We start from the raw sequence: 16,456 nt of genomic DNA on the forward strand, positions 1-16,456 counted from the left end.
GGAATGCATGCCGCGCTACCGCCGCGAGCGCGGCGCCGGCTGTATCTCCCGCACCAGGCGCATCCCCACCAGCGTGTATCGCGTCTCCGGGGTGTTCCAGTTGCGGTAGGTGCAGCGCGCATACAGCGGCCAGGTGTGCCAGGAGCCCCCGCGCCGCACGCGCACCGTGCCCGTGGCGGGGCCCTGCGGGTCGTCGTGCACCGACCGCGCATAGGCGTCGTCCGCATGCCAGTCAGACACCCATTCCCAGGCGTTTCCATTCATGTCGTGCAGCCCGAAAGCATTGGGCGGGTAGCTCGCCACGGGTGCAGTGAATGCGTGCCCGTCGTGGCCCGGCACAGCCTGCGCCTGCCAGCGCGGCCAGTATGGGGCGGCATCCTGGTCGAACGTGTTGGCATGGCGCGCGAGCGCCGCCGGGTCGTCCCCATGGCCGTAACGCGTGTGCCTGCCAGCGCGGCAGGCATATTCCCATTCCGCTTCGGTCGGAAGCCGGTAACGGTGGCCCTCGGTGGCGCTGAGCCACGCGGCCAGTGCGTGCGCATCGTGCCAGGTCACGTTGACCACCGGATGGTCGTCGCCCTGCGCAAAGCCCGGCTCGCGCCAGGAATACCGCGGACTGCGCCCCTCGAATGCATCGCCCCGCACCGTCGTGGCCGGATCGTAGGCGGGGTTGTAGCCATAGCCGCCCGTACCATCGGCCTCGGACTCGGCGCGGTAGCCTGACGCCTGCACGAACCGCCGGAACTGCCCCACCGTGACCTCCGTCTGCCCCAGGTAGAACGCGCGGGTGATGCGCACGGCGTGCACTGGTGCCTCGTCATCCAGGGCCGCCAGGCGGCTGGCCTCCATGCCAGGGTAATCGCGGGCCAGGCGCTCCACGGGCTCGTCGCTGCCCATGCGGAAGCTCCCGGCGGGCACGCGCACGAACCGCATGCCCAGTGAATTGGTCCAGACCGGCACGGCAGCCCCTGCCGGCGTGGCAGCCTTGCCGGCCACCGCCTCCACGGCCGGCCAGGAGAGGCACAGCACCGCCATGGCCACGCGGGGCAGGCAAGGGAACGGAAGAGAAACCATGGCGGCGCTCCTGCCGGCATCGCGGCGATGCAGCCATCGTGCCACGCCCATTCCCCCCGGTGCGTGCCGGATGCGGAGATTCCACATCCGCGGGACGCCACCCCGACGGCCCGCGACGAAGGCACCGTGCTAGCGCGCCCCCTCCGCACCCACATCCGCATCCGCATCCGAACGCACCATGCAGGCATCCACCCACTGCACCACCTGCTGCACCGTGGGCGTCTCCACCCCCATCAGCAGCCGGTAGATGAGGGGCGCCACCACCGTGTCCAGCACGCAGTCCACCGACGGCGTCGCATGGCCCCGGGACCGTGCGCGCTCCACCATCACCGTGATCTGCCCGGCCGTGATGTGCATGCACTGGCAGGGCGCCGAGCCATCGCCGTAGCCGCTGGCGGTGAGCACGTCCTTCAGCATCTGCCGCCCCGGGCCGGACGACATCTCCTCCAGGAACTGCTCGCCCCAGGCCAGTAGGTCGCCGCGCACGCTGCCGGTGTCGGACGGCTCGGCCTCGTCGCGCATGCGCTCGATCGACACGTCCGCCAGCAGTTCCACCAGGTCGCCCCATCGGCGATAGATGGTGGACGGCGTGACGCCGGCCTGCGCCGCGATCTGCGGGATGGTGAGCGCATCGCGGCCGTGCAGCGCCGTCAGGTCGCGCACGGCCTGGTGCACGGCGGCCTGCACGCGGGCGCTGCGCCCGCCGGGGCGCAATCGGGTGGTGGCTCCAGACGTCATGGGGCGATTCTAGGAGAGGCAGGCCAGCTGGTCCCGCCGTAAAGCAAAGAATTTGCTTTAGTGAGAGAATCCACTAACGCAATTTTTTAGCGTTAAAGCCATGCCCATCGCCCTGTCTCCTGCCCCCTCGTCCCTGCCCCTGGCCTGGCCTGCGCGCCGGCTCGGGCCCGATGCCGCGCTGTGGCTCGCGGTGTCCGTGCTGATGATGTTCCTCGCCGCATCCAGCGCGCCATCGCCGCTCTACGCGATCTATCGCGAAATGTGGGGTTTCTCGGCCTTCAGCCTCACGGTGATCTTCTCGAGCTACGCATTCGCGCTGCTCGCCGCGCTGCTGTGCTTCGGCGCGCTGTCGGACCACGTGGGCCGGCGCAACGTGGTCATCGCGGCGCTGGCGCTGGAATCCGTCTCGGTGCTGGCCTTCTGGCAGGCCGAATCCGTGGCCTGGCTGGTCGCGGCCCGCGTGCTGCAGGGCGTGGCCACGGGCATGGCCACCAGCGCGCTCAGCGCCCTGCTGGTGGACCTGCATCCCGTGCGCGGCCCGCTGATGAACAGCGTGGCGCCCATGATCGGCATGGCCATCGGCGCGCTCGGCACCAGCGTGCTGGTGCAGTACCTGCCCTCGCCCACGCACCTCGTGTTCGAGCTGTTGCTGGTGGTGATCGCGCTGCAGTGCGCCGCCGCCTTCTGGCTGCCCGAGACGGTGGGGCGCCGCCCCGGCGCCTGGCGCTCCCTGGTGCCGCGCATGCACGTGCCGCACGCCGCGCGGGCGCCGCTGCTGCGCATCCTGCCGCTCAGCACGGCCGGCTGGGCGCTCGGGGGCTTCTACCTCTCGCTCGGCCCCTCGCTGGGCAAGCTCATCACGCACAGCACCTCGCCCCTCGTGGGCGGCCTGCTGATCGCCGCGCTCGTACTGCCCGGCGCCCTGGCCATCGGCGCCGTGCGGCAACGCCCGCCGCGCGGCGTGCTGCAGGGCAGCGCCGCAGCGCTGGCACTGGGCCTGGCCATCACCCTGGCGGGCGTGGCCTGGCACAGCCCGGCGGCGTTTTTCGGAGGCACGCTGGTGGCGGGCCTGGGCTTCGGCGCCGGCTTCAATGCCTCCGTGCGCTGCCTCGTGCCCATGGCCTCCGCGCAGGACCGCGCCGGCCTGATGGCCAGCTTCTTCGTGCTGAGCTACCTCGCCTTCAGCCTGCCCGCCATCGCCGCCGGCCTGCTCACGGGCCTGTACGGGCTGCATGCCACCGCGCTCGGCTACGGCGCATTGCTGATCGCCCTGGCCGCCGTATCGGCCTTCAGCGCCCGGGCCGTGGCCGACCGCTGATCCCGCCGGAGGGCAGAGCGCGTCACCGCATCCGCTGCGCCCGGTGCCACACCGGCACCCACCACAGCGCCTGCACCAGCGCGTACCCCATCACCGCGAAAGCCAGCGCCAGCAGGGGAAGGCCCACGGCCAGCGGCGCGCCCAATGCGTGCATCCACGTGGCCATGGCCTCCACACCGCCCGTGGCGGACCACCCCTCCCAGGCCGGCAGCCGCTGCTCGCCCGGCAGCACCCAGGCGCCCACCTGGAAGGCCAGGGCATAGAGCGGCAGCGTGGTCAGCGGATTGGTGTAGAGCGTGGCTGCGGCACCGGCCACCGCATTGCCGCGCAATGCGGCACATGCGGCGATCGCGGCCGGAATCTGCAGCGGCCCGGGGATCAGCCCGCAGAACAGTCCCGCCGCCGCGCCGCGCGCCAGCGCCTCGCGACGCAGGCACAGCAGCTGGCGCCGCTCCAGCCAGGGGCGCAGCCGCGCGAGAAAGGGCCGCTCCATCAGCGCGCGGGCGGCCGGCTCCTGGCGTCGCAACCAACGGCGCACGCCGGTCATCGCCCGGGCCAGCGGCTGTGCAAGCCATCCAGCCAACGCCCCGGCGGCATTCACAGCGCCACCGCCACCGCGGTGGCCGCGCCCCAGGCCCCGGTCAGGGCCGCCAGCAGGCGCACGTCGCGGCGTTCGTTGCCGCCGCGCCAGCTCAGGAACGTGGTCAGCGCGAACGCGGCCAGCAGGGTGGCCATCACGCCCTCGATCATCGTCAGATCCATGGTGTCGGTTTTTCCCGTTCAGGCCGGGCTCAGGCGCCCGTGCCGGGCAGCGCAGGGGGCGTGCCGCCGCCACCACCATCGCCGTCCTTGCCGCGCGACGTCCAGAGCGACGCCACGATCGAGCCCGCGATCAGCGCACCCGTCACCAGCAGCGCATAGCCGATCGGGATCTTGTAGAGGTCGATCAGCAGCATCTTCGCGCCGATGAACACCAGCACCATCGCCAGGCCATAGGCCAGCAGGTGGAAGCGGTCCGCCAGGTCGGCCAGCAGGAAATACAGCGCGCGCAGGCCGAGGATCGCGAAGATGTTGGCCGTGAGCACGATGAACGGGTCGCTCGTGATCGCGAAGATCGCCGGGATGCTGTCCACTGCGAAGATCACGTCCGTCACGCCGATCATGATCAGCACCACGAACAGCGGGGTGAACAGCTTCACGCCACCCACCACCGTGGTCATCTTCTCGCCGTCGAACGTGCCCGACATGCGGATGCGCTTGCGCAAAAACTTCAGCACCGGGTTGGTGGAGATGTCCGGCTCCTGCCCCGCGGCGATCCACATCTTCACGCCCGTGATGACCAGGAACGCGCCGAACACGTACAGCAGCCAGTGGAACGTGGCCAGCAGCCAGGCGCCCGCCAGGATCAGCACCGTGCGCAGCACGATCGCGCCGATGATGCCGATGATGAGTGCGCGCTTCTGGTACTCCGCCGGCACCGCGAAGTAGCTGAAGATCATCAGGAAGACGAAGATGTTGTCCACCGACAGGCTCTTCTCCACCAGGTAGCCGGTGATGAACTGCATCGACACCGTGTTGGCCACCTCCCGGCCCTGCGCGCCGTCCAGGTACCACCAGAGGATGGCGACGAACACGAACGCGAGCGAGAACCACAGCAGGCTCCAGCTCAGCGCCTCCTTCATGGTCACCTTGTGCGCGCCCTGGCGCTCCATGACCAGCAGATCGATGGCGATCGCCACGACCACGAACAGGCCGAAGCCGGCCCACATCCAGGGGGTTCCGATGGTTTCCACCATGGCTTTAGCCCTCCCGGCGCACGCGGCGCATTGCGGTGGTGGTCGATGGAACAACGACAAAAGCGCCGGGCCCGGCTGGCTCGGCGCCCGGCGGTGCGGCATGCGGCACCAGAAGAAGTCGGGTGGTGGTCATGATGGAGGGCAATCGAAGTGGGGAAGACAAAGAGGGAATGCGAACCCGCACTGTCGGGCCTGCGGGCCCGGAAAAGAAGATAGCCCCGCCGTAAGATCACTTCGGTTTTTACGAACTGTTTCGCTTCCTTGTCCTACAAAAAATGAGCCAGAGCTTCAACTACCGGCACCTGTACTACTTCTGGGTGGTCGCCAAGGAAGGCGGCGTGGCCCGCGCCGCAGAGCGGCTCGACATGGCCGTGCAGACCATCAGCGCCCAGGTGCGCTCGCTGGAGAAAGACCTGGGCACCGCCCTGCTGCGCTCCGAAGGCCGCAACCTGGTGCTCACCGACGCGGGCGTGGCCGCCATGCACGAGGCCGACCAGATCTTCGCGCTGGGCGAGCAGTTGCAGCACCGCGTGGCCGAAGCCGCCACCGGCCGCGTGCTGCGACTGAACCTGGGCATCTCCGACGGCATCGCCAAGGTGGCCGTGCACCGCCTGCTCACCCCCGTGCTGGACGCGCCCCACCTGCGCCTGCTGTGCCACGAGGGCGAATTCCAGCCCCTGTTGGGCGAACTCGCCCTGCACAAGCTCGACGCCGTGCTCGCCGACCGCCCCACCCCGCCCAACCCGGCCCTGAAGACCACCAGCCAGCTGCTGGGCACCAGCCCCATCGCCTGGTATGCGCCGCCCCAGTGGGCCGAGGCAGCGGCCCGGAATTTCCCCCAGAGCCTCGCCGTCGTGCCCGTGCTGCTACCGACCGGCCACGCCGCCGCGCGGGCGCGCATCGACCACTGGCTGGAGCGGGAACGCATCCGGCCGCGGATTGCGGGTGAATTCGAGGACAGCGCACTGCTCGCCACCTTTGCCAGCACCGGGATGGGCGTGATGCCCGCGCCGGAATCGATGGGCGAGCACCTGGCGCGCACGCACGGGCTGGTGGCGGTGGGGACGACGGCGGACGTGCAGGAGCAGTTTCACCTGATCTTCAGTGCGAGGAAGGTGATGCATCCGCTGGTGGTGCGGTTGGTGGAGGGGGGATTGGATTGACTGAGCGCTCAGCAAAGGCGGCAGAAGGCGGATCTGAGACGTTTGTGCGTCAAGCCTTGAGCGACTCGTCCTCCTAAGACTTGGCACAGGGCGCCAGTTATTAGACGGACAGCTCCGCCTCGCAGGCCATCGCAGTTGCACGCCGACAAGGGCTACGACTACGCGCGTTGCCGCGCCTATCTGAAGAAGCAGGGCATCACCAGCCGGATTGCCAGAAGAGGCATGGAGAGCAGCGAGCGACTGGGTCGACATCGCTGGGAGGTGGAGAGAACGCATGGATGGTCTGCAGGCTTTGGCAAGCTGCGTATCCGCGTCGAGCGGCGGCTGGACATCCACGAAGCGCTGTTGAAACTGGCTGCGGCGAACATCTGGGCGCGCTTCGTGGATCGATGGTGTTGGCCGCTCTAAATATGTGAGCGGCCTGGAAAGGTGTGCCTTAGATCGCACCTAGCGTCAGGAGGTGGACGCGGCCCAGTGCGTCGGCGCCGGGCCTTCGCGGTGCGGCTGAGCGCTTCCAAGACCCTGGGAATGGATGAAAAATTCTCAGCGCTGAGTCCGCGATCAGGGGGAAGCCTAGAACATCAGCAGATCTTTGATAGAGTAGTGCGAAATGGTGATCACGTTCGACAAACCGCCTTTGGTCGAAGTCGCGTTAGGGAGGGTGTTCCTACAGCGACAAGACCTCTTGGTCCCCCACTTCGGTTCCTTCTGGGAGCAAGTGAGAGGTGCGTTTCCAAAGGTCGCACATGCGGCGCCTATCGCGCAGGCAACGGATGCCGTAGTCGTGGCTGACGAGGGTTACTGGCTTCCTCGCATCTGGTTGAGCACTTTAGATGATGTCTTTCTAATCCAACTTCAGCAGGATAGATTTCACGTTAACTGGCGCAAGACCTCCGCTAATCCTGAATATGTGCGATTTCCGGCGGTCCTAGAAAAACATCACGAGTTGTGGGCGAAGTTCGATGCGTTCGTGACCCAGGTTACCGGTGCACCACTGCAGCCAGTAATGAACGAGATGGTGTACACCAACCACATCGGCGAAGAAGGAGCTGACCTCTTTGGCCTATCGCAAGGTGCATTAAGAGATTGTGTCTGGAGTGGCGGCACCAGATTTTTACCCCAGCCTAAAGCAATTGCTCACAGCTATTCATTTGACATCCCTAACGGCATAGGGGAACTCACTGCTGCAATCACGTCTGGCAAGCGGACTGCTGACGGCGCCGCGGTTCTGAAGGTAGACATGCAGGTCCGCGGTCGAGTTTCAGACGAGGCTAATCAAGATTTTGACACCTGGGCCGTTGCCGCTAGAAACTTTTTGGTGGCCTCGTTCAAGGACATGACGACAAAAAAAATGCACGAGAAGTGGGAGCTTCGAAATGTTAAGTAACTTCTTACCCTCGCCCTCTATTGAGATTCGCACCTCGCCCATGCTGCGTCGAAAGGCGGTTGATGTGGTGCAGAGTGCACTATTCGACCCATTTGAAGCCGGACTCAAGTTTTCGGCTCCATCTGCGATTAGCGAGGCTGAATTAGCCGCTGGGCAACGGGTTCAAAAGTTGCAAAGGGTTATCCGCGACGTCAACGCAGCCTTCTATGAGGACTTCGGTAGATCTATTGATGCCGAATCAGCAAAAGGCTTCGAAAAGCTCGTGAAACGGTTCGAAGCTAAGGGTGTCCAGTCGGTCAGCGCCGCCTCGTCTGGTCGGATTGTCGCGACTTGGCGGACGGATGAGGGGGCGCTGACGCTTGAATTCCTTAACGCGTTCAAATTCAAGTTCGCTATCACTTGTATTAATGATGGACAAACTATCCGCCGCTGGGGAACGGATCATCTGCTGAACTTCCTTACAGCGGAGCCGCTTGCTACCCGCTTCTTGAAGGCTTGCTGATAACCAATCGGCTGTGCTTCAAGACAAAAACTGTGTTGCCCGGCTCTGCCGGAAGTCAAGTCTGGATCAGGAGACCAAAGCTCCGACCCCGGCGTCATTCGAGTTTCGGCTCGATAACCAAGGGGATTGGCTAGATGCGTATCTCTCCGTGGATGGGCTTGAAATACTGCCCGGCTCCGTCGGCACCATTCCAGAACGATTGGCGGTCTTGCGTAGCTACCACCGTGAGAATCCCTTAAAGGTGAATATGATTAGGCCGAGTTCCACAATGGCCTATGCTGTTCTAACAGTCGGGGCGATCAGAGCTGCAGACCTGCAGACGGTCGGAACAACGTTGGACTGCCACCAGCATCCTCGCGCGAATGGAGATCCACACTGTGGTGTGCAACCGTCTCCCGGCGTTGATCACTGGATCAACGGTGCTGACGATCCAGCACATTTAGCCGTAACTCAGTATTTGTGGCTCAATGTGTGCCACCACGAGCAGGCAATGCCCGTTCAACGGGGTTGATGGTTTGATTGTCGCTGGGCGACCCTGTTCAAGAGCCTTGCTCCTCTGCCCAGTCGCGATGGCTGAGGGCGCGCCACAGATCCGGCGCATCGGCAACGATCCCCGGCACCGACGCGAAGTCCGATGATCCTGGCTCCCAGTGACGGTGCTTTGCCTGGCGGCCATTCTCATAAACCAGCTCAACGGGCAGCGTTTCAGGAATCCAGGCACCGAGTAGTCCCGCATGCTCTTCGAGATCCATCCACACATGGGTTTCATTCGGCGGTGCCAGACGCGCCCGCGCATCGAAAACCGGCAGCGCCTGGCGGCACTTTTCGCACCAGCCTGCCGCGCCCACCATTACGATCAGCTTCGCACCGGGCAGGGCCAGCCGCTCGGCGATGCGCGCCGCGTCATCCCAGGGATCCAGCCGCATGGGGAATGCTCCTTCGTCGTTCGCTGCTCCGCATCGTCCACTTCATCCGAATGCGGAAGCCATCCATTGCCACTGGCGTGGCGCGGGATCCCGTGGCGAGAACGGTTGCACACCATTCACGGCATGGCCCATGTGCCTCGCTGCAATCCATCGCAGGGCTTGCGGTCCGCTCCGCAGGACGTCTTTCACGTGCTCGCCTTCCAGCGGCTTGCCCATGAGGTGCGGTACATGGGCAGGCAAGCGAATGCCTGCCGCAGCGACCCGCGCTCCATCGGGCTCAGGCAGGCCGGCGTCCCTGGCATCCACCGCGGGGGCGCTGCCATCGTCCTTCTTCGGCGGATGCACCCATCCCTGGCCCTGCAGGTCCACACCGGACAGCATGCTCCATACCCAGCCGGCGAAGCGCGCCATCGCCGGATCGGCCATCCGCGGCTCCACCCAGGGCAGATAGCAGGCATCCACATGGTGGAGCACGAACCACAATCCCAGCCGGGACGGCAGCAATTCCAACAGCCGGGCCACGCCGGGGTGCCCCAGCGGAGCGGACATGGCCAACTCTTTCACCCAGCGCGTGAGCCGATGCTCGGCACGGTGGCGGTACCAGCCCGACAGCGTGGGAAGGGACTGCGCCAGCGTATGGCAGGCCAGCCACAGGACTTCCACGCCCCGCATGCGGCCATCCGGATGCGGCAGCGCTCCTTCTGCGGTAGCGGTGGCGGACGCACCCAAGAGCCCGACCGCAGCCTCCGCACGCACCGCCACCTCGGAATCCTGCAGCATCGCCGGCAATCGCCCGGCATCCCACACCGCAGCGAACCGGCAGGCCGCGGCGCGCAAGTGGGCATCCGGCGCAGACAATGCGGTGGTTAGCAACCCTGCGAAGTGCCGCCCCTCCGCATCTCCTACGCCGCGCCCGCGCAACGCCAGGACGCGCCAGCATGCGACCTGCAGCGGCACGGGTACGCCATCGCCGTGGCCAAGCCAATGCCGCAACCACACCAGCGCAGGCGCGGGGTCCTCGTGCCATGCCAGGGCCGACACCAGACCTCGCAACGTGCGCTCGGGCCGCGTACTCGCGATGGCCCACATGCCCGCCAGCCGATCCCCAGGCGGCTGGGACTCGAGCGCGAGCAGCGTGGTGACGAATACCTCAGGCGCGCCATTCCAGCGCTTCACTTCGTTGAGCGCTGCGGCCCAACCGGCATCGCCAGCCACTCGCAATCCGTCCAGGTGGGCATCCAGCAGCCGGCCGTACTCCAGGATCTGCGGCAGGCCCACCAGCGGTGCGCCTGGGGACGCATCGTGCTGCTGCCAGTAGAACGCCGCATCGCCCGCATGCCGGGCAACCAGCGCGGGAATCACGGGCGCTGGCGCAGGCCGCACCACGGGATCCATCACAGAATCCGCTGCCATTCGCGCCCGTCGTACACCGTGGCTCCGTACATGCCTGCCAGCAGCATCACGCCATCGCCCACCGACAGGTTGCCCGAGCAGGAGGTCACCTCAGGTGGAACGTCTGCCTCCTTGAGCTTGCCGTTCTCGATCACCCACAAGCCGTAGTCCGACGTGCACCACACCTTCCCGTCGTACCAGACCATGTCCTTGAAGGGCAGGGTCATTTCGTCGCGGTGGATGATTTCCCATGCCCCCTCCCTACCTCGCATTACGGAGCCGCTCTGCATGCCGATATAAACGTGACCATCGCCTGCGCAGCAGACGGTATAAAAATACATGTTGGTCGGAACTACGCACTGATACCAGCGCTGTCCGTCATAACGCCACACGTCACCTTTGCCGCCAACGCAGTAGATATCAGAAGCGCTAAAACCGTCGATAGCATTAAATCCGCCATCGGTACTCCTTCCTACCTTGGGTGGAAGCGGCAATGTACTGCGATCTCCAACAATTGACTGCCACTTATTTGGGCCGATTCTCTTTGCGGCAGTTCGCCAAGGACCAGCTGCATAGATAGAGCCTTCAATTTTCACCAAATTAAAACAGGAAAACACCGCTTCTTTAGGAATAGCTTCTTCCATTCCATCATCGCCGCCTCCCAAGACGGCAACTGCATTTGGGCCACCAACAAGTACCGCTTGATTTTTTGGTATTTCGCTGACGCCGAGCCGTGGGCTACTGAAGCCTTCATAGTCCGTCCAACTCAAGCGCTCTCCCTCCTCGTCGTACGGGAAGTAGCTCAGGAGGCGTCTGTCACCTGATGCTGCATCTTCTATATTTTGGAGCAGGAGAAATGAGAAAGTCTTGGCATCACGGACTACGCAGTCGTAGATGAAGAATCCTTCAAATGCGTTCGAGCGCTCTTCATTTGTAAGGGAAAAGATGGACATGTTATTTAGACTTCTTCGTGTTTCCGGGCTGGGGTTTGGGTTTGCCGCCACCTCCCTTTGGTCCCGGCGACTTTCCTGATGCGCTTTTTGCGGGGCAATTTAGCTTGTCATAGAATGCATGCAATTGGGATTGAATGCAGCGTATGTCGCAGCCAGACTCTGGAAAAGCTTCCACCACTGACCTGGCTCCAGCGTTAATTGCATCCTCTTTGGTAATTGGCTTGCCATCTGGAAAACCTAGTCTTTTCAATTCGCCCTCTAAGCGGTCGTGAGCAGTACCGTGAGAACCATGACTGTTGTTTACCCCTTCAACGCAAATCGTTGGCGCGGCGTCATGGTTATACCCGGGGCAGCAGTCAAACATCGCTTCTGGCAGCGCATGGTGCCCAGTCTGTCCCGGGCAGCAACCCTTCCCGTCCCTGCCAGCAAGCGGATTCTTCGTTTCCTTGTAAGGCACCATGGCACATCGACGCGCCCTGATGCACGGATTGAGCTTTGCGGCCGCCGTCATCATGTCGGTGACCATCTTCTGCTTGTTGTAGCTGCCGTCCGGATTCTTGTACTTGTCCAGCTGCCCCTGGATGTCGCAGATCTGCGCCTTGGCATCCTTGATCTTGGCCGCCGCCTGCTCGACTTCGCGCTTCAGCTCCGGAAACTCTTTCGCAGCGTCAACGGCGTCGTCAGCACCCATAAGAAACATGACGGCGTTGACGGGAACGCCTACCTCCGGCCCGAAAGCGAATGAGCCAACACGCACCGCAACCTGCTTGGCGGCCATCTTTTCCAGTTTGTGCTTGACGGCGGTTTCGAGCTTTTCCTTGGCCTTGGCCTCCACGGCCTCCAGGGCCTTCATCCCCAACTCATCCGCCATCTGCGCAGGGATGTTCTCCAACTCCTTGAACATCTCGTCCGGGCTGCTGGGCTTGATCATCAGGAATTCGCAATGGTCGTTGATCCATTGGGCATCCGGATTGGCGGCCTTGCCGCTGTGGGTGGGCAGCTTCAGCTTGCCCAGCGGGCCGGGGGCCGACTTCTGCCGGCTTTGCTTTTCCGTCGGGGTCTCTTCCGCGCATTTCTTCTCGATCGCGCCAACGTCCTTGGCGCAATTGCCCTTGGCGGCGGCCGTATCGATGTAGACGTGCCGGCGCGTGTTCGGCGCGCCTTTCTGGCTGGCGGCGGGACGGCTGCTGCGGCTGGAACCGCCACTTCTGCCGCCCGGTTTGGTGCGAGGAGCCATGCGAGTGCGTCAGGTCTTGTGGTTGTGGGTCGTGGGATCGGTGTGGCGGCACACGTTCAGGCCTTCGACCTTCACGTCGGGCGACCAGTCCACGAAGTAGCAGCGCCCCTGGATGACCTCGGTCACCACGCCCTTGCGGAATTTCGTGGTGGCGGGCTCGTCGCCCGTGCTGGTCGCGAGATACGACACATCCTTCTTGCAGATGGGCGTGCCGCACACGAACACCGTGGTGCTGCCGTTGGCCAGGTCGCGCGCAAACGCCGTGTTCGGGTATGGCAGCGGAATGCCGATCTTCGGCGGCTTGGGCGGGCTGTGGCAAACATCCGGGAAGCACGCAGCGGCCTTGCCATCGGCAGCCTGCGAGCAGAACTCGTCGTCGTTCGCGTACACGTGGGTTTCCATGCGGGCTCCTCGGGATCAGTAATGCGCGGGTGGCTGGTAGCGCACGACGACGGCCGCCCGCAGCCCCTCGTCGTTGGCCAGGTGCAGCGCACCGCAATGGCCGGGGCCGTCCGCGCGCGGCAGGAGGTGGTGCAGCCACGCCAGCATGAGCGGGCCGGTGGCTGCGCCCACTTCGCCCGTGCAATCGGCCGTGGTGAGCACCATGGGCGACGTTCCGCCATCGACTGCCACGCGCGTGAATGCGTTGGTGGCATCGCCAGCGAAGAAGCCCTCGCCGTTCTGGTCGCTGAGCCGGAACGCCAGGTCGTTGCAGTCGATGCCCGCCTGTGCGAAGGCCGTGCGCAGGGCCTGCGTCAGCCCGCGCGAGCGGCTGGGCACGCTGCCGTCGGGCCGGCCTTCTTCCATGCCCTGGCCCCAGCCCGCAATGTGCAGGCCCGGCGTCTCGGGTGGGGCCAGTTCCAGCAGGACAGCGGCGGCGGCCTCCCCGGGAATGAAACCATCCCGGTTGCCGGGCACCAGCAAGCGGTCCTGGGAGAGGTAATGGTTGATGACCTCGGAGTGGAGGTAGCTGTCGAAGCCCATCACCATCACATGCCGCGCCGCGCCTTCGCGCAGCAGTTTGTCGGCATGGGCCAGGCAGCCGGCAAGGCCCGCCCGGCCGGTCGCCGTACCGCTGGAGGCGGAATGCAGCGGGCGCCCCAGCGCGGGCCGGCTCAGCGCCACGGCCTGCACGGTCTGCCGGTCCTCTGCCGCCGGGCGCTCGGGTTCCGCGCAGAGCAGGAGCAAGGGCATGGGTTCGTCCGGCAACGGGCCGGCATGCGCCAGGCAGTCCTCCATGGCATGGCGCATCCATTCGGCCAGCCGCGGCGCGCCCCATAGGCGCGGCTCGGGCAGGCGGGCCACGCGCACGAGATCACCGCTGCGCGTGCGGAAGTCGCTTTCCTGGAAATGGTCCATGCCGGCGCGCAGTGCGCAACTGGCCGCCGCTGCGGTGTAGCCCACGGCGCAGCAGATGCCGGCGGAGACGACACGCAGCCCGTGCCCGTCCTGAGGGGAGGATGTGGGCCGCGTCATGCGCTCGCTCCCACGGCGGGGCCGCAGCCGGCGCAATGCGCATCCTCCAGCCCCAGGGAGCGTGCTCGCCACCAGGCCTCATCGACAGGGCCGATGGCAATGGTGTCGAACTCCTGGATACGGCGCCGGATGGGCACGCTGGCCCGCCACACGGCCGTCATGCGGCGCGCCTCGGTCTCGAAAAACAGCGTATCGACCAGCGCGCGCGGCTGCTCGATGCCGTAGTCCTTGCGCAGCACGCGGATCTGCAACTGGTCCAGCGGCGGCAGGGTGAAGCGCACATGCGGCTGCCCCTCCAGCATGTGGGTGAGCGCCACCTCTTCGCCTCCCACCGGGTAGGGTATGCGCTGGTCCTCGGGCGCACTCTGGTGGAACAGGTCGTTGAAGTCCTCGGGCAGGAAGGGGAACACGTCCCGCCGCCACGCCTCGTCATAGGTACCGGCATGGCGCTGGCGAGAAGGATGGTGCACCGGCAGCGCACTCAGCGCGCAGGCAGGCGCGGTGTCTTCCGGGCTGCGCACGGGGCACTCCAGCGATTCCAGGCAGGGCATCGGCTGGTCCTTGGCCTGGCCGATGGAGCGGGGCCCGGCCCATCCCAGGCCCACGGGGTTGTCGTCGCACACGTCTGCGTCGTCCTCTCCATTCGCGAGGGTGCGCGTGCCGCCGAACGCCATGCCGAAGTGCAGCGGCATGGACGTGAAGGGCTCGGGAGCGGACGCCTCGTAGGTCAGGAGGAAGCGCTGCCAGCGGCGGCGTCCCCAGACCTTGAGGCGCTTGGACATGCCCGCCACGCGCGCCTCGACCATCAAGGCGGCCACGGCCTTGCCGTCGGGTGCATGGGCATGGGCGTCGAACAGCACGTCGCAGGACGGCTTGAAGCGCACGGCATCGGAGGGATAGCGCACAGCGGACAGGCCTGGCTCGCCGTAGTGTTCATCCGACCATGCAATGGGCGGAGGCTCCACGGGACGTGGGCGCTGCCCGGCCTGCGGCAGGCTCCACGCACCCTTCGTAACGATGACCAGATGCTCCCGTCCGGACACATCGACGGACGGAAATACCTCGGAGCGCAGCCATCGGCTGCTCGCGACCACTTGCATGGGCTGCGCTCAGTTGATCTGCACCGAGCCGCCGCGGATGCGCTGGCCCGCGCTCGCGTGACTGGTCACATAGGCACCCCGGATATGGACGTGCCCGTCGGCGGTCAGGAGGATGGCGGCATCGCCGCAGCGCAGTTCCAGTTCGGTTTCCGCTTCGATGCGTACCCGCTGCCCGTCGCGGCTCACTTCCACGGCGTTCGGAGCGGAGGTTTGCGTAGGCACTGCCTCGGGCATCAGGATTCCGAGAATGATCGGCCGGTCAGCGCGGGCTCCCTCGAAACCGATGGCGACCGAACGGCCAATCTCGCCGGCCTGCAGCGTCACCATGCTGCGTGCGGGCAGGCCCGCCAATCCGAGCGCGGGGATATCGACGCATGGGCTCTGGCCGCCGTCGCCCACGCTCGCCAGCGTGCCGAGGGCAATTCCGTCGGCGCGCGGATATGCGCCTTCGCCAGGCACGGCCTGCTGGGGCTTGTGCAGCAGCGCCGTGAATGCAGATGGCGCAGCCTCGGCGCCAACGGCCGGCGCTGTGGCGCCAGGGATGGGGGTGTGATCAGTTTTCAAGGATCTTCGCCCCCTTCATGGTGATGTTCCCGTCGGCCTTCAGGACCTGTTCGCCGGTCATGCCAACCACGAGGTCATGGCCGTTGAGCGTGATGGTGCCGTCCTGCCGCATCACGAGCTTGGACTGCCCCACGTTCAGCGTGATGGATTCCGGGTCCATCGTGATGCTGGAGCCGCCACCGCCCTTCGCGCCGCCACTGCCGCCGGATGGGGCGACGATGTTCTGCTTCACACCGGGCGCGCCCGATCCTCCGGCGGAACCACCGCCACCGCCCACGGTCAGCGTGTACTTGTCGCCCACGCTGGTGCTCTTGCTGCTGCCCACCGTGGTGCTTTGCGTGCTGCCCACGAGCGTGGCCATGACGGCGCCTACGTTGAGGTTGTAGGCCACGCCGACGTTCTCCATTCGCCCCACGCCCACGTTCTGCATGTAGGCGATGCCGATGGTCTCCGTCTTCATCTTGCCGACCTTGATGGACCAGTTGTTGCCGATCTTGTCCTTCTCGTTGCGGCCGATGGTCTTGCTGCGGTTGTTGCCGATCGAGACCGTCTCGTCGATGCCGACATCTTCCTTTCGGTTGTCGCCGATCCAGATCGTCTCGTCGTGGTCCACCCGCTCCGTGCGGTTGTTGTGCACCGTGATCTTCTCGTCACGGTCCACCGTCTCCGTGCGGTCCCGGTGGATGGTGTTCGTCTCGTCCCGGTCGATGGTCTTGCGCCGGTCGTTGCCCACCCACTTGTCCTCGTCGTTCTCGACCTCGGTGAGCTGGTCCTTCTGCGCATGCAGCCATAGCTGCTCCGCGCCCTTCTTGTCCTCGAAGCGGATCGCG

18 protein-coding genes and 1 pseudogene are annotated in these 16,456 nt (G+C 65.5%); 5 read left to right on the forward strand and 14 right to left on the reverse strand.

Going from position 1 to position 16,456, the window contains the following annotated elements; genetic code table 11:
• Positions 1-15: 15 nt before the first annotated feature.
• Positions 16-1,035, reverse strand: a complete 1,020-nt coding sequence (locus BLR05_RS14700) for a formylglycine-generating enzyme family protein (protein WP_092835501.1) — start codon at positions 1,033-1,035, stop codon at positions 16-18.
• 168 nt (positions 1,036-1,203) lie between these two features.
• On the reverse strand, positions 1,204-1,812 hold the full coding sequence (locus BLR05_RS14705; RefSeq protein WP_092835453.1) for a TetR/AcrR family transcriptional regulator: 609 nt from the start codon (positions 1,810-1,812) through the stop codon (positions 1,204-1,206).
• 100 nt (positions 1,813-1,912) lie between these two features.
• Between BLR05_RS14705 and BLR05_RS14710 the strand changes: the two genes are divergently transcribed.
• Positions 1,913-3,130, forward strand: a complete 1,218-nt coding sequence (locus BLR05_RS14710; protein WP_092835455.1) for an MFS transporter — start codon at positions 1,913-1,915, stop codon at positions 3,128-3,130.
• A 22-nt stretch (positions 3,131-3,152) separates the two neighbouring features.
• Here BLR05_RS14710 and BLR05_RS14715 read toward each other — a convergent pair whose 3' ends face one another.
• The 3 genes from BLR05_RS14715 to BLR05_RS14720 all read right to left on the reverse strand — a co-directional run bounded on the left by BLR05_RS14715 (position 3,153) and on the right by BLR05_RS14720 (position 4,926).
• Positions 3,153-3,623 carry a DUF2062 domain-containing protein gene (locus tag BLR05_RS14715; protein WP_244160102.1) on the reverse strand — a complete coding sequence of 157 codons (471 nt, stop codon included), beginning with the start codon at positions 3,621-3,623 and terminating at the stop codon, positions 3,153-3,155.
• 104 nt (positions 3,624-3,727) lie between these two features.
• Entirely contained in the window at positions 3,728-3,892 is a 165-nt protein-coding gene (locus BLR05_RS26585; protein WP_167361269.1) for a hypothetical protein, read from the reverse strand.
• 29 nt (positions 3,893-3,921) lie between these two features.
• Entirely contained in the window at positions 3,922-4,926 is a 1,005-nt protein-coding gene (locus tag BLR05_RS14720; protein ID WP_092835459.1) for a TerC family protein, read from the reverse strand.
• A gap of 275 nt (positions 4,927-5,201) precedes the next feature.
• On the opposite strand from BLR05_RS14720, the gene BLR05_RS14725 reads away from it, so the two are divergent.
• The 4 genes and pseudogenes from BLR05_RS14725 to BLR05_RS25910 all read left to right on the forward strand — a co-directional run bounded on the left by BLR05_RS14725 (position 5,202) and on the right by BLR05_RS25910 (position 7,978).
• Entirely contained in the window at positions 5,202-6,089 is an 888-nt protein-coding gene (locus BLR05_RS14725) for a LysR family transcriptional regulator (protein WP_092835461.1), read from the forward strand.
• Between the two features lie 114 nt (positions 6,090-6,203).
• Positions 6,204-6,497, forward strand: a pseudogene (locus BLR05_RS14730) (transposase); the annotation flags it as partial.
• Positions 6,498-6,699: 202 nt separating this feature from the next.
• On the forward strand, positions 6,700-7,476 hold the full coding sequence (locus BLR05_RS14735) for a TIGR04255 family protein (RefSeq protein WP_092835463.1): 777 nt from the start codon (positions 6,700-6,702) through the stop codon (positions 7,474-7,476).
• Positions 7,466-7,978, forward strand: a complete 513-nt coding sequence (locus BLR05_RS25910; RefSeq protein ID WP_143015916.1) for a hypothetical protein — start codon at positions 7,466-7,468, stop codon at positions 7,976-7,978. The genes BLR05_RS14735 and BLR05_RS25910 overlap by 11 nt, the downstream gene beginning before the upstream one ends.
• A gap of 539 nt (positions 7,979-8,517) precedes the next feature.
• Here BLR05_RS25910 and BLR05_RS14740 read toward each other — a convergent pair.
• From BLR05_RS14740 to BLR05_RS14780, 9 genes are all read right to left on the reverse strand, one after another.
• Positions 8,518-8,904, reverse strand: a complete 387-nt coding sequence (locus tag BLR05_RS14740) for a thioredoxin domain-containing protein (protein ID WP_092835465.1) — start codon at positions 8,902-8,904, stop codon at positions 8,518-8,520.
• Between the two features lie 42 nt (positions 8,905-8,946).
• A complete protein-coding gene (locus BLR05_RS14745; protein ID WP_143015917.1) occupies positions 8,947-10,317 on the reverse strand; it encodes a hypothetical protein in 1,371 nt (456 codons plus the stop codon).
• On the reverse strand, positions 10,299-11,249 hold the full coding sequence (locus BLR05_RS27230) for a beta propeller repeat protein (protein WP_143015918.1): 951 nt from the start codon (positions 11,247-11,249) through the stop codon (positions 10,299-10,301). Before BLR05_RS27230 ends, BLR05_RS14745 begins: the two co-directional genes overlap by 19 nt.
• Position 11,250: 1 nt before the next feature.
• Positions 11,251-12,486: an HNH/endonuclease VII fold toxin-2 domain-containing protein gene (locus BLR05_RS14755; protein WP_092835471.1), complete on the reverse strand. Its 1,236-nt coding sequence runs from the start codon at positions 12,484-12,486 to the stop codon at positions 11,251-11,253.
• Positions 12,487-12,495: 9 nt separating this feature from the next.
• Complete coding sequence (locus BLR05_RS14760; RefSeq protein WP_026434176.1) at positions 12,496-12,888, reverse strand: DUF4150 domain-containing protein; 393 nt, start codon at positions 12,886-12,888, stop codon at positions 12,496-12,498.
• Positions 12,889-12,903: 15 nt separating this feature from the next.
• Entirely contained in the window at positions 12,904-13,962 is a 1,059-nt protein-coding gene (locus tag BLR05_RS14765; protein WP_092835474.1) for a hypothetical protein, read from the reverse strand.
• The gene (locus BLR05_RS14770) at positions 13,959-15,062 is read right to left on the reverse strand and encodes a DUF2169 family type VI secretion system accessory protein (RefSeq protein ID WP_092835476.1); all 1,104 of its coding nucleotides are present in this window, start codon (positions 15,060-15,062) and stop codon (positions 13,959-13,961) included. The genes BLR05_RS14765 and BLR05_RS14770 overlap by 4 nt, the downstream gene beginning before the upstream one ends.
• A gap of 9 nt (positions 15,063-15,071) precedes the next feature.
• Complete coding sequence (locus BLR05_RS14775) at positions 15,072-15,626, reverse strand: DUF6484 domain-containing protein (RefSeq protein WP_208606020.1); 555 nt, start codon at positions 15,624-15,626, stop codon at positions 15,072-15,074.
• On the reverse strand, positions 15,616-16,456 hold an 841-nt coding region (locus BLR05_RS14780; protein ID WP_434802840.1), incomplete at its 5' end, for a bacteriophage T4 gp5 trimerization domain-containing protein. The genes BLR05_RS14775 and BLR05_RS14780, both read right to left, overlap by 11 nt.

The sequence above is a fragment of the Paracidovorax cattleyae genome (genome assembly GCF_900104515.1).
Lineage (GTDB): Bacteria > Pseudomonadota > Gammaproteobacteria > Burkholderiales > Burkholderiaceae_C > Paracidovorax > Paracidovorax cattleyae.

Coding starts and splice junctions, on each gene's coding strand:
- BLR05_RS14715 (WP_244160102.1), bottom strand. CDS start 3,623: ATGGAGCGGCCCTTTCTCGCGCGGCTGCGCCCCTGGCTGGAGCGGCGC.
- BLR05_RS14740 (WP_092835465.1), bottom strand. CDS start 8,904: ATGCGGCTGGATCCCTGGGATGACGCGGCGCGCATCGCCGAGCGGCTG.
- BLR05_RS14710 (WP_092835455.1), top strand. CDS start 1,913: ATGCCCATCGCCCTGTCTCCTGCCCCCTCGTCCCTGCCCCTGGCCTGG.
- BLR05_RS14755 (WP_092835471.1), bottom strand. CDS start 12,486: ATGGCTCCTCGCACCAAACCGGGCGGCAGAAGTGGCGGTTCCAGCCGC.
- BLR05_RS14720 (WP_092835459.1), bottom strand. CDS start 4,926: ATGGTGGAAACCATCGGAACCCCCTGGATGTGGGCCGGCTTCGGCCTG.
- BLR05_RS14760 (WP_026434176.1), bottom strand. CDS start 12,888: ATGGAAACCCACGTGTACGCGAACGACGACGAGTTCTGCTCGCAGGCT.
- BLR05_RS14700 (WP_092835501.1), bottom strand. CDS start 1,035: ATGGCGGTGCTGTGCCTCTCCTGGCCGGCCGTGGAGGCGGTGGCCGGC.
- BLR05_RS14705 (WP_092835453.1), bottom strand. CDS start 1,812: ATGACGTCTGGAGCCACCACCCGATTGCGCCCCGGCGGGCGCAGCGCC.
- BLR05_RS14735 (WP_092835463.1), top strand. CDS start 6,700: ATGGTGATCACGTTCGACAAACCGCCTTTGGTCGAAGTCGCGTTAGGG.
- BLR05_RS26585 (WP_167361269.1), bottom strand. CDS start 3,892: ATGGATCTGACGATGATCGAGGGCGTGATGGCCACCCTGCTGGCCGCG.
- BLR05_RS14765 (WP_092835474.1), bottom strand. CDS start 13,962: ATGACGCGGCCCACATCCTCCCCTCAGGACGGGCACGGGCTGCGTGTC.
- BLR05_RS14745 (WP_143015917.1), bottom strand. CDS start 10,317: ATGGCAGCGGATTCTGTGATGGATCCCGTGGTGCGGCCTGCGCCAGCG.
- BLR05_RS25910 (WP_143015916.1), top strand. CDS start 7,466: ATGTTAAGTAACTTCTTACCCTCGCCCTCTATTGAGATTCGCACCTCG.
- BLR05_RS27230 (WP_143015918.1), bottom strand. CDS start 11,249: ATGTCCATCTTTTCCCTTACAAATGAAGAGCGCTCGAACGCATTTGAA.
- BLR05_RS14725 (WP_092835461.1), top strand. CDS start 5,202: ATGAGCCAGAGCTTCAACTACCGGCACCTGTACTACTTCTGGGTGGTC.
- BLR05_RS14770 (WP_092835476.1), bottom strand. CDS start 15,062: ATGCAAGTGGTCGCGAGCAGCCGATGGCTGCGCTCCGAGGTATTTCCG.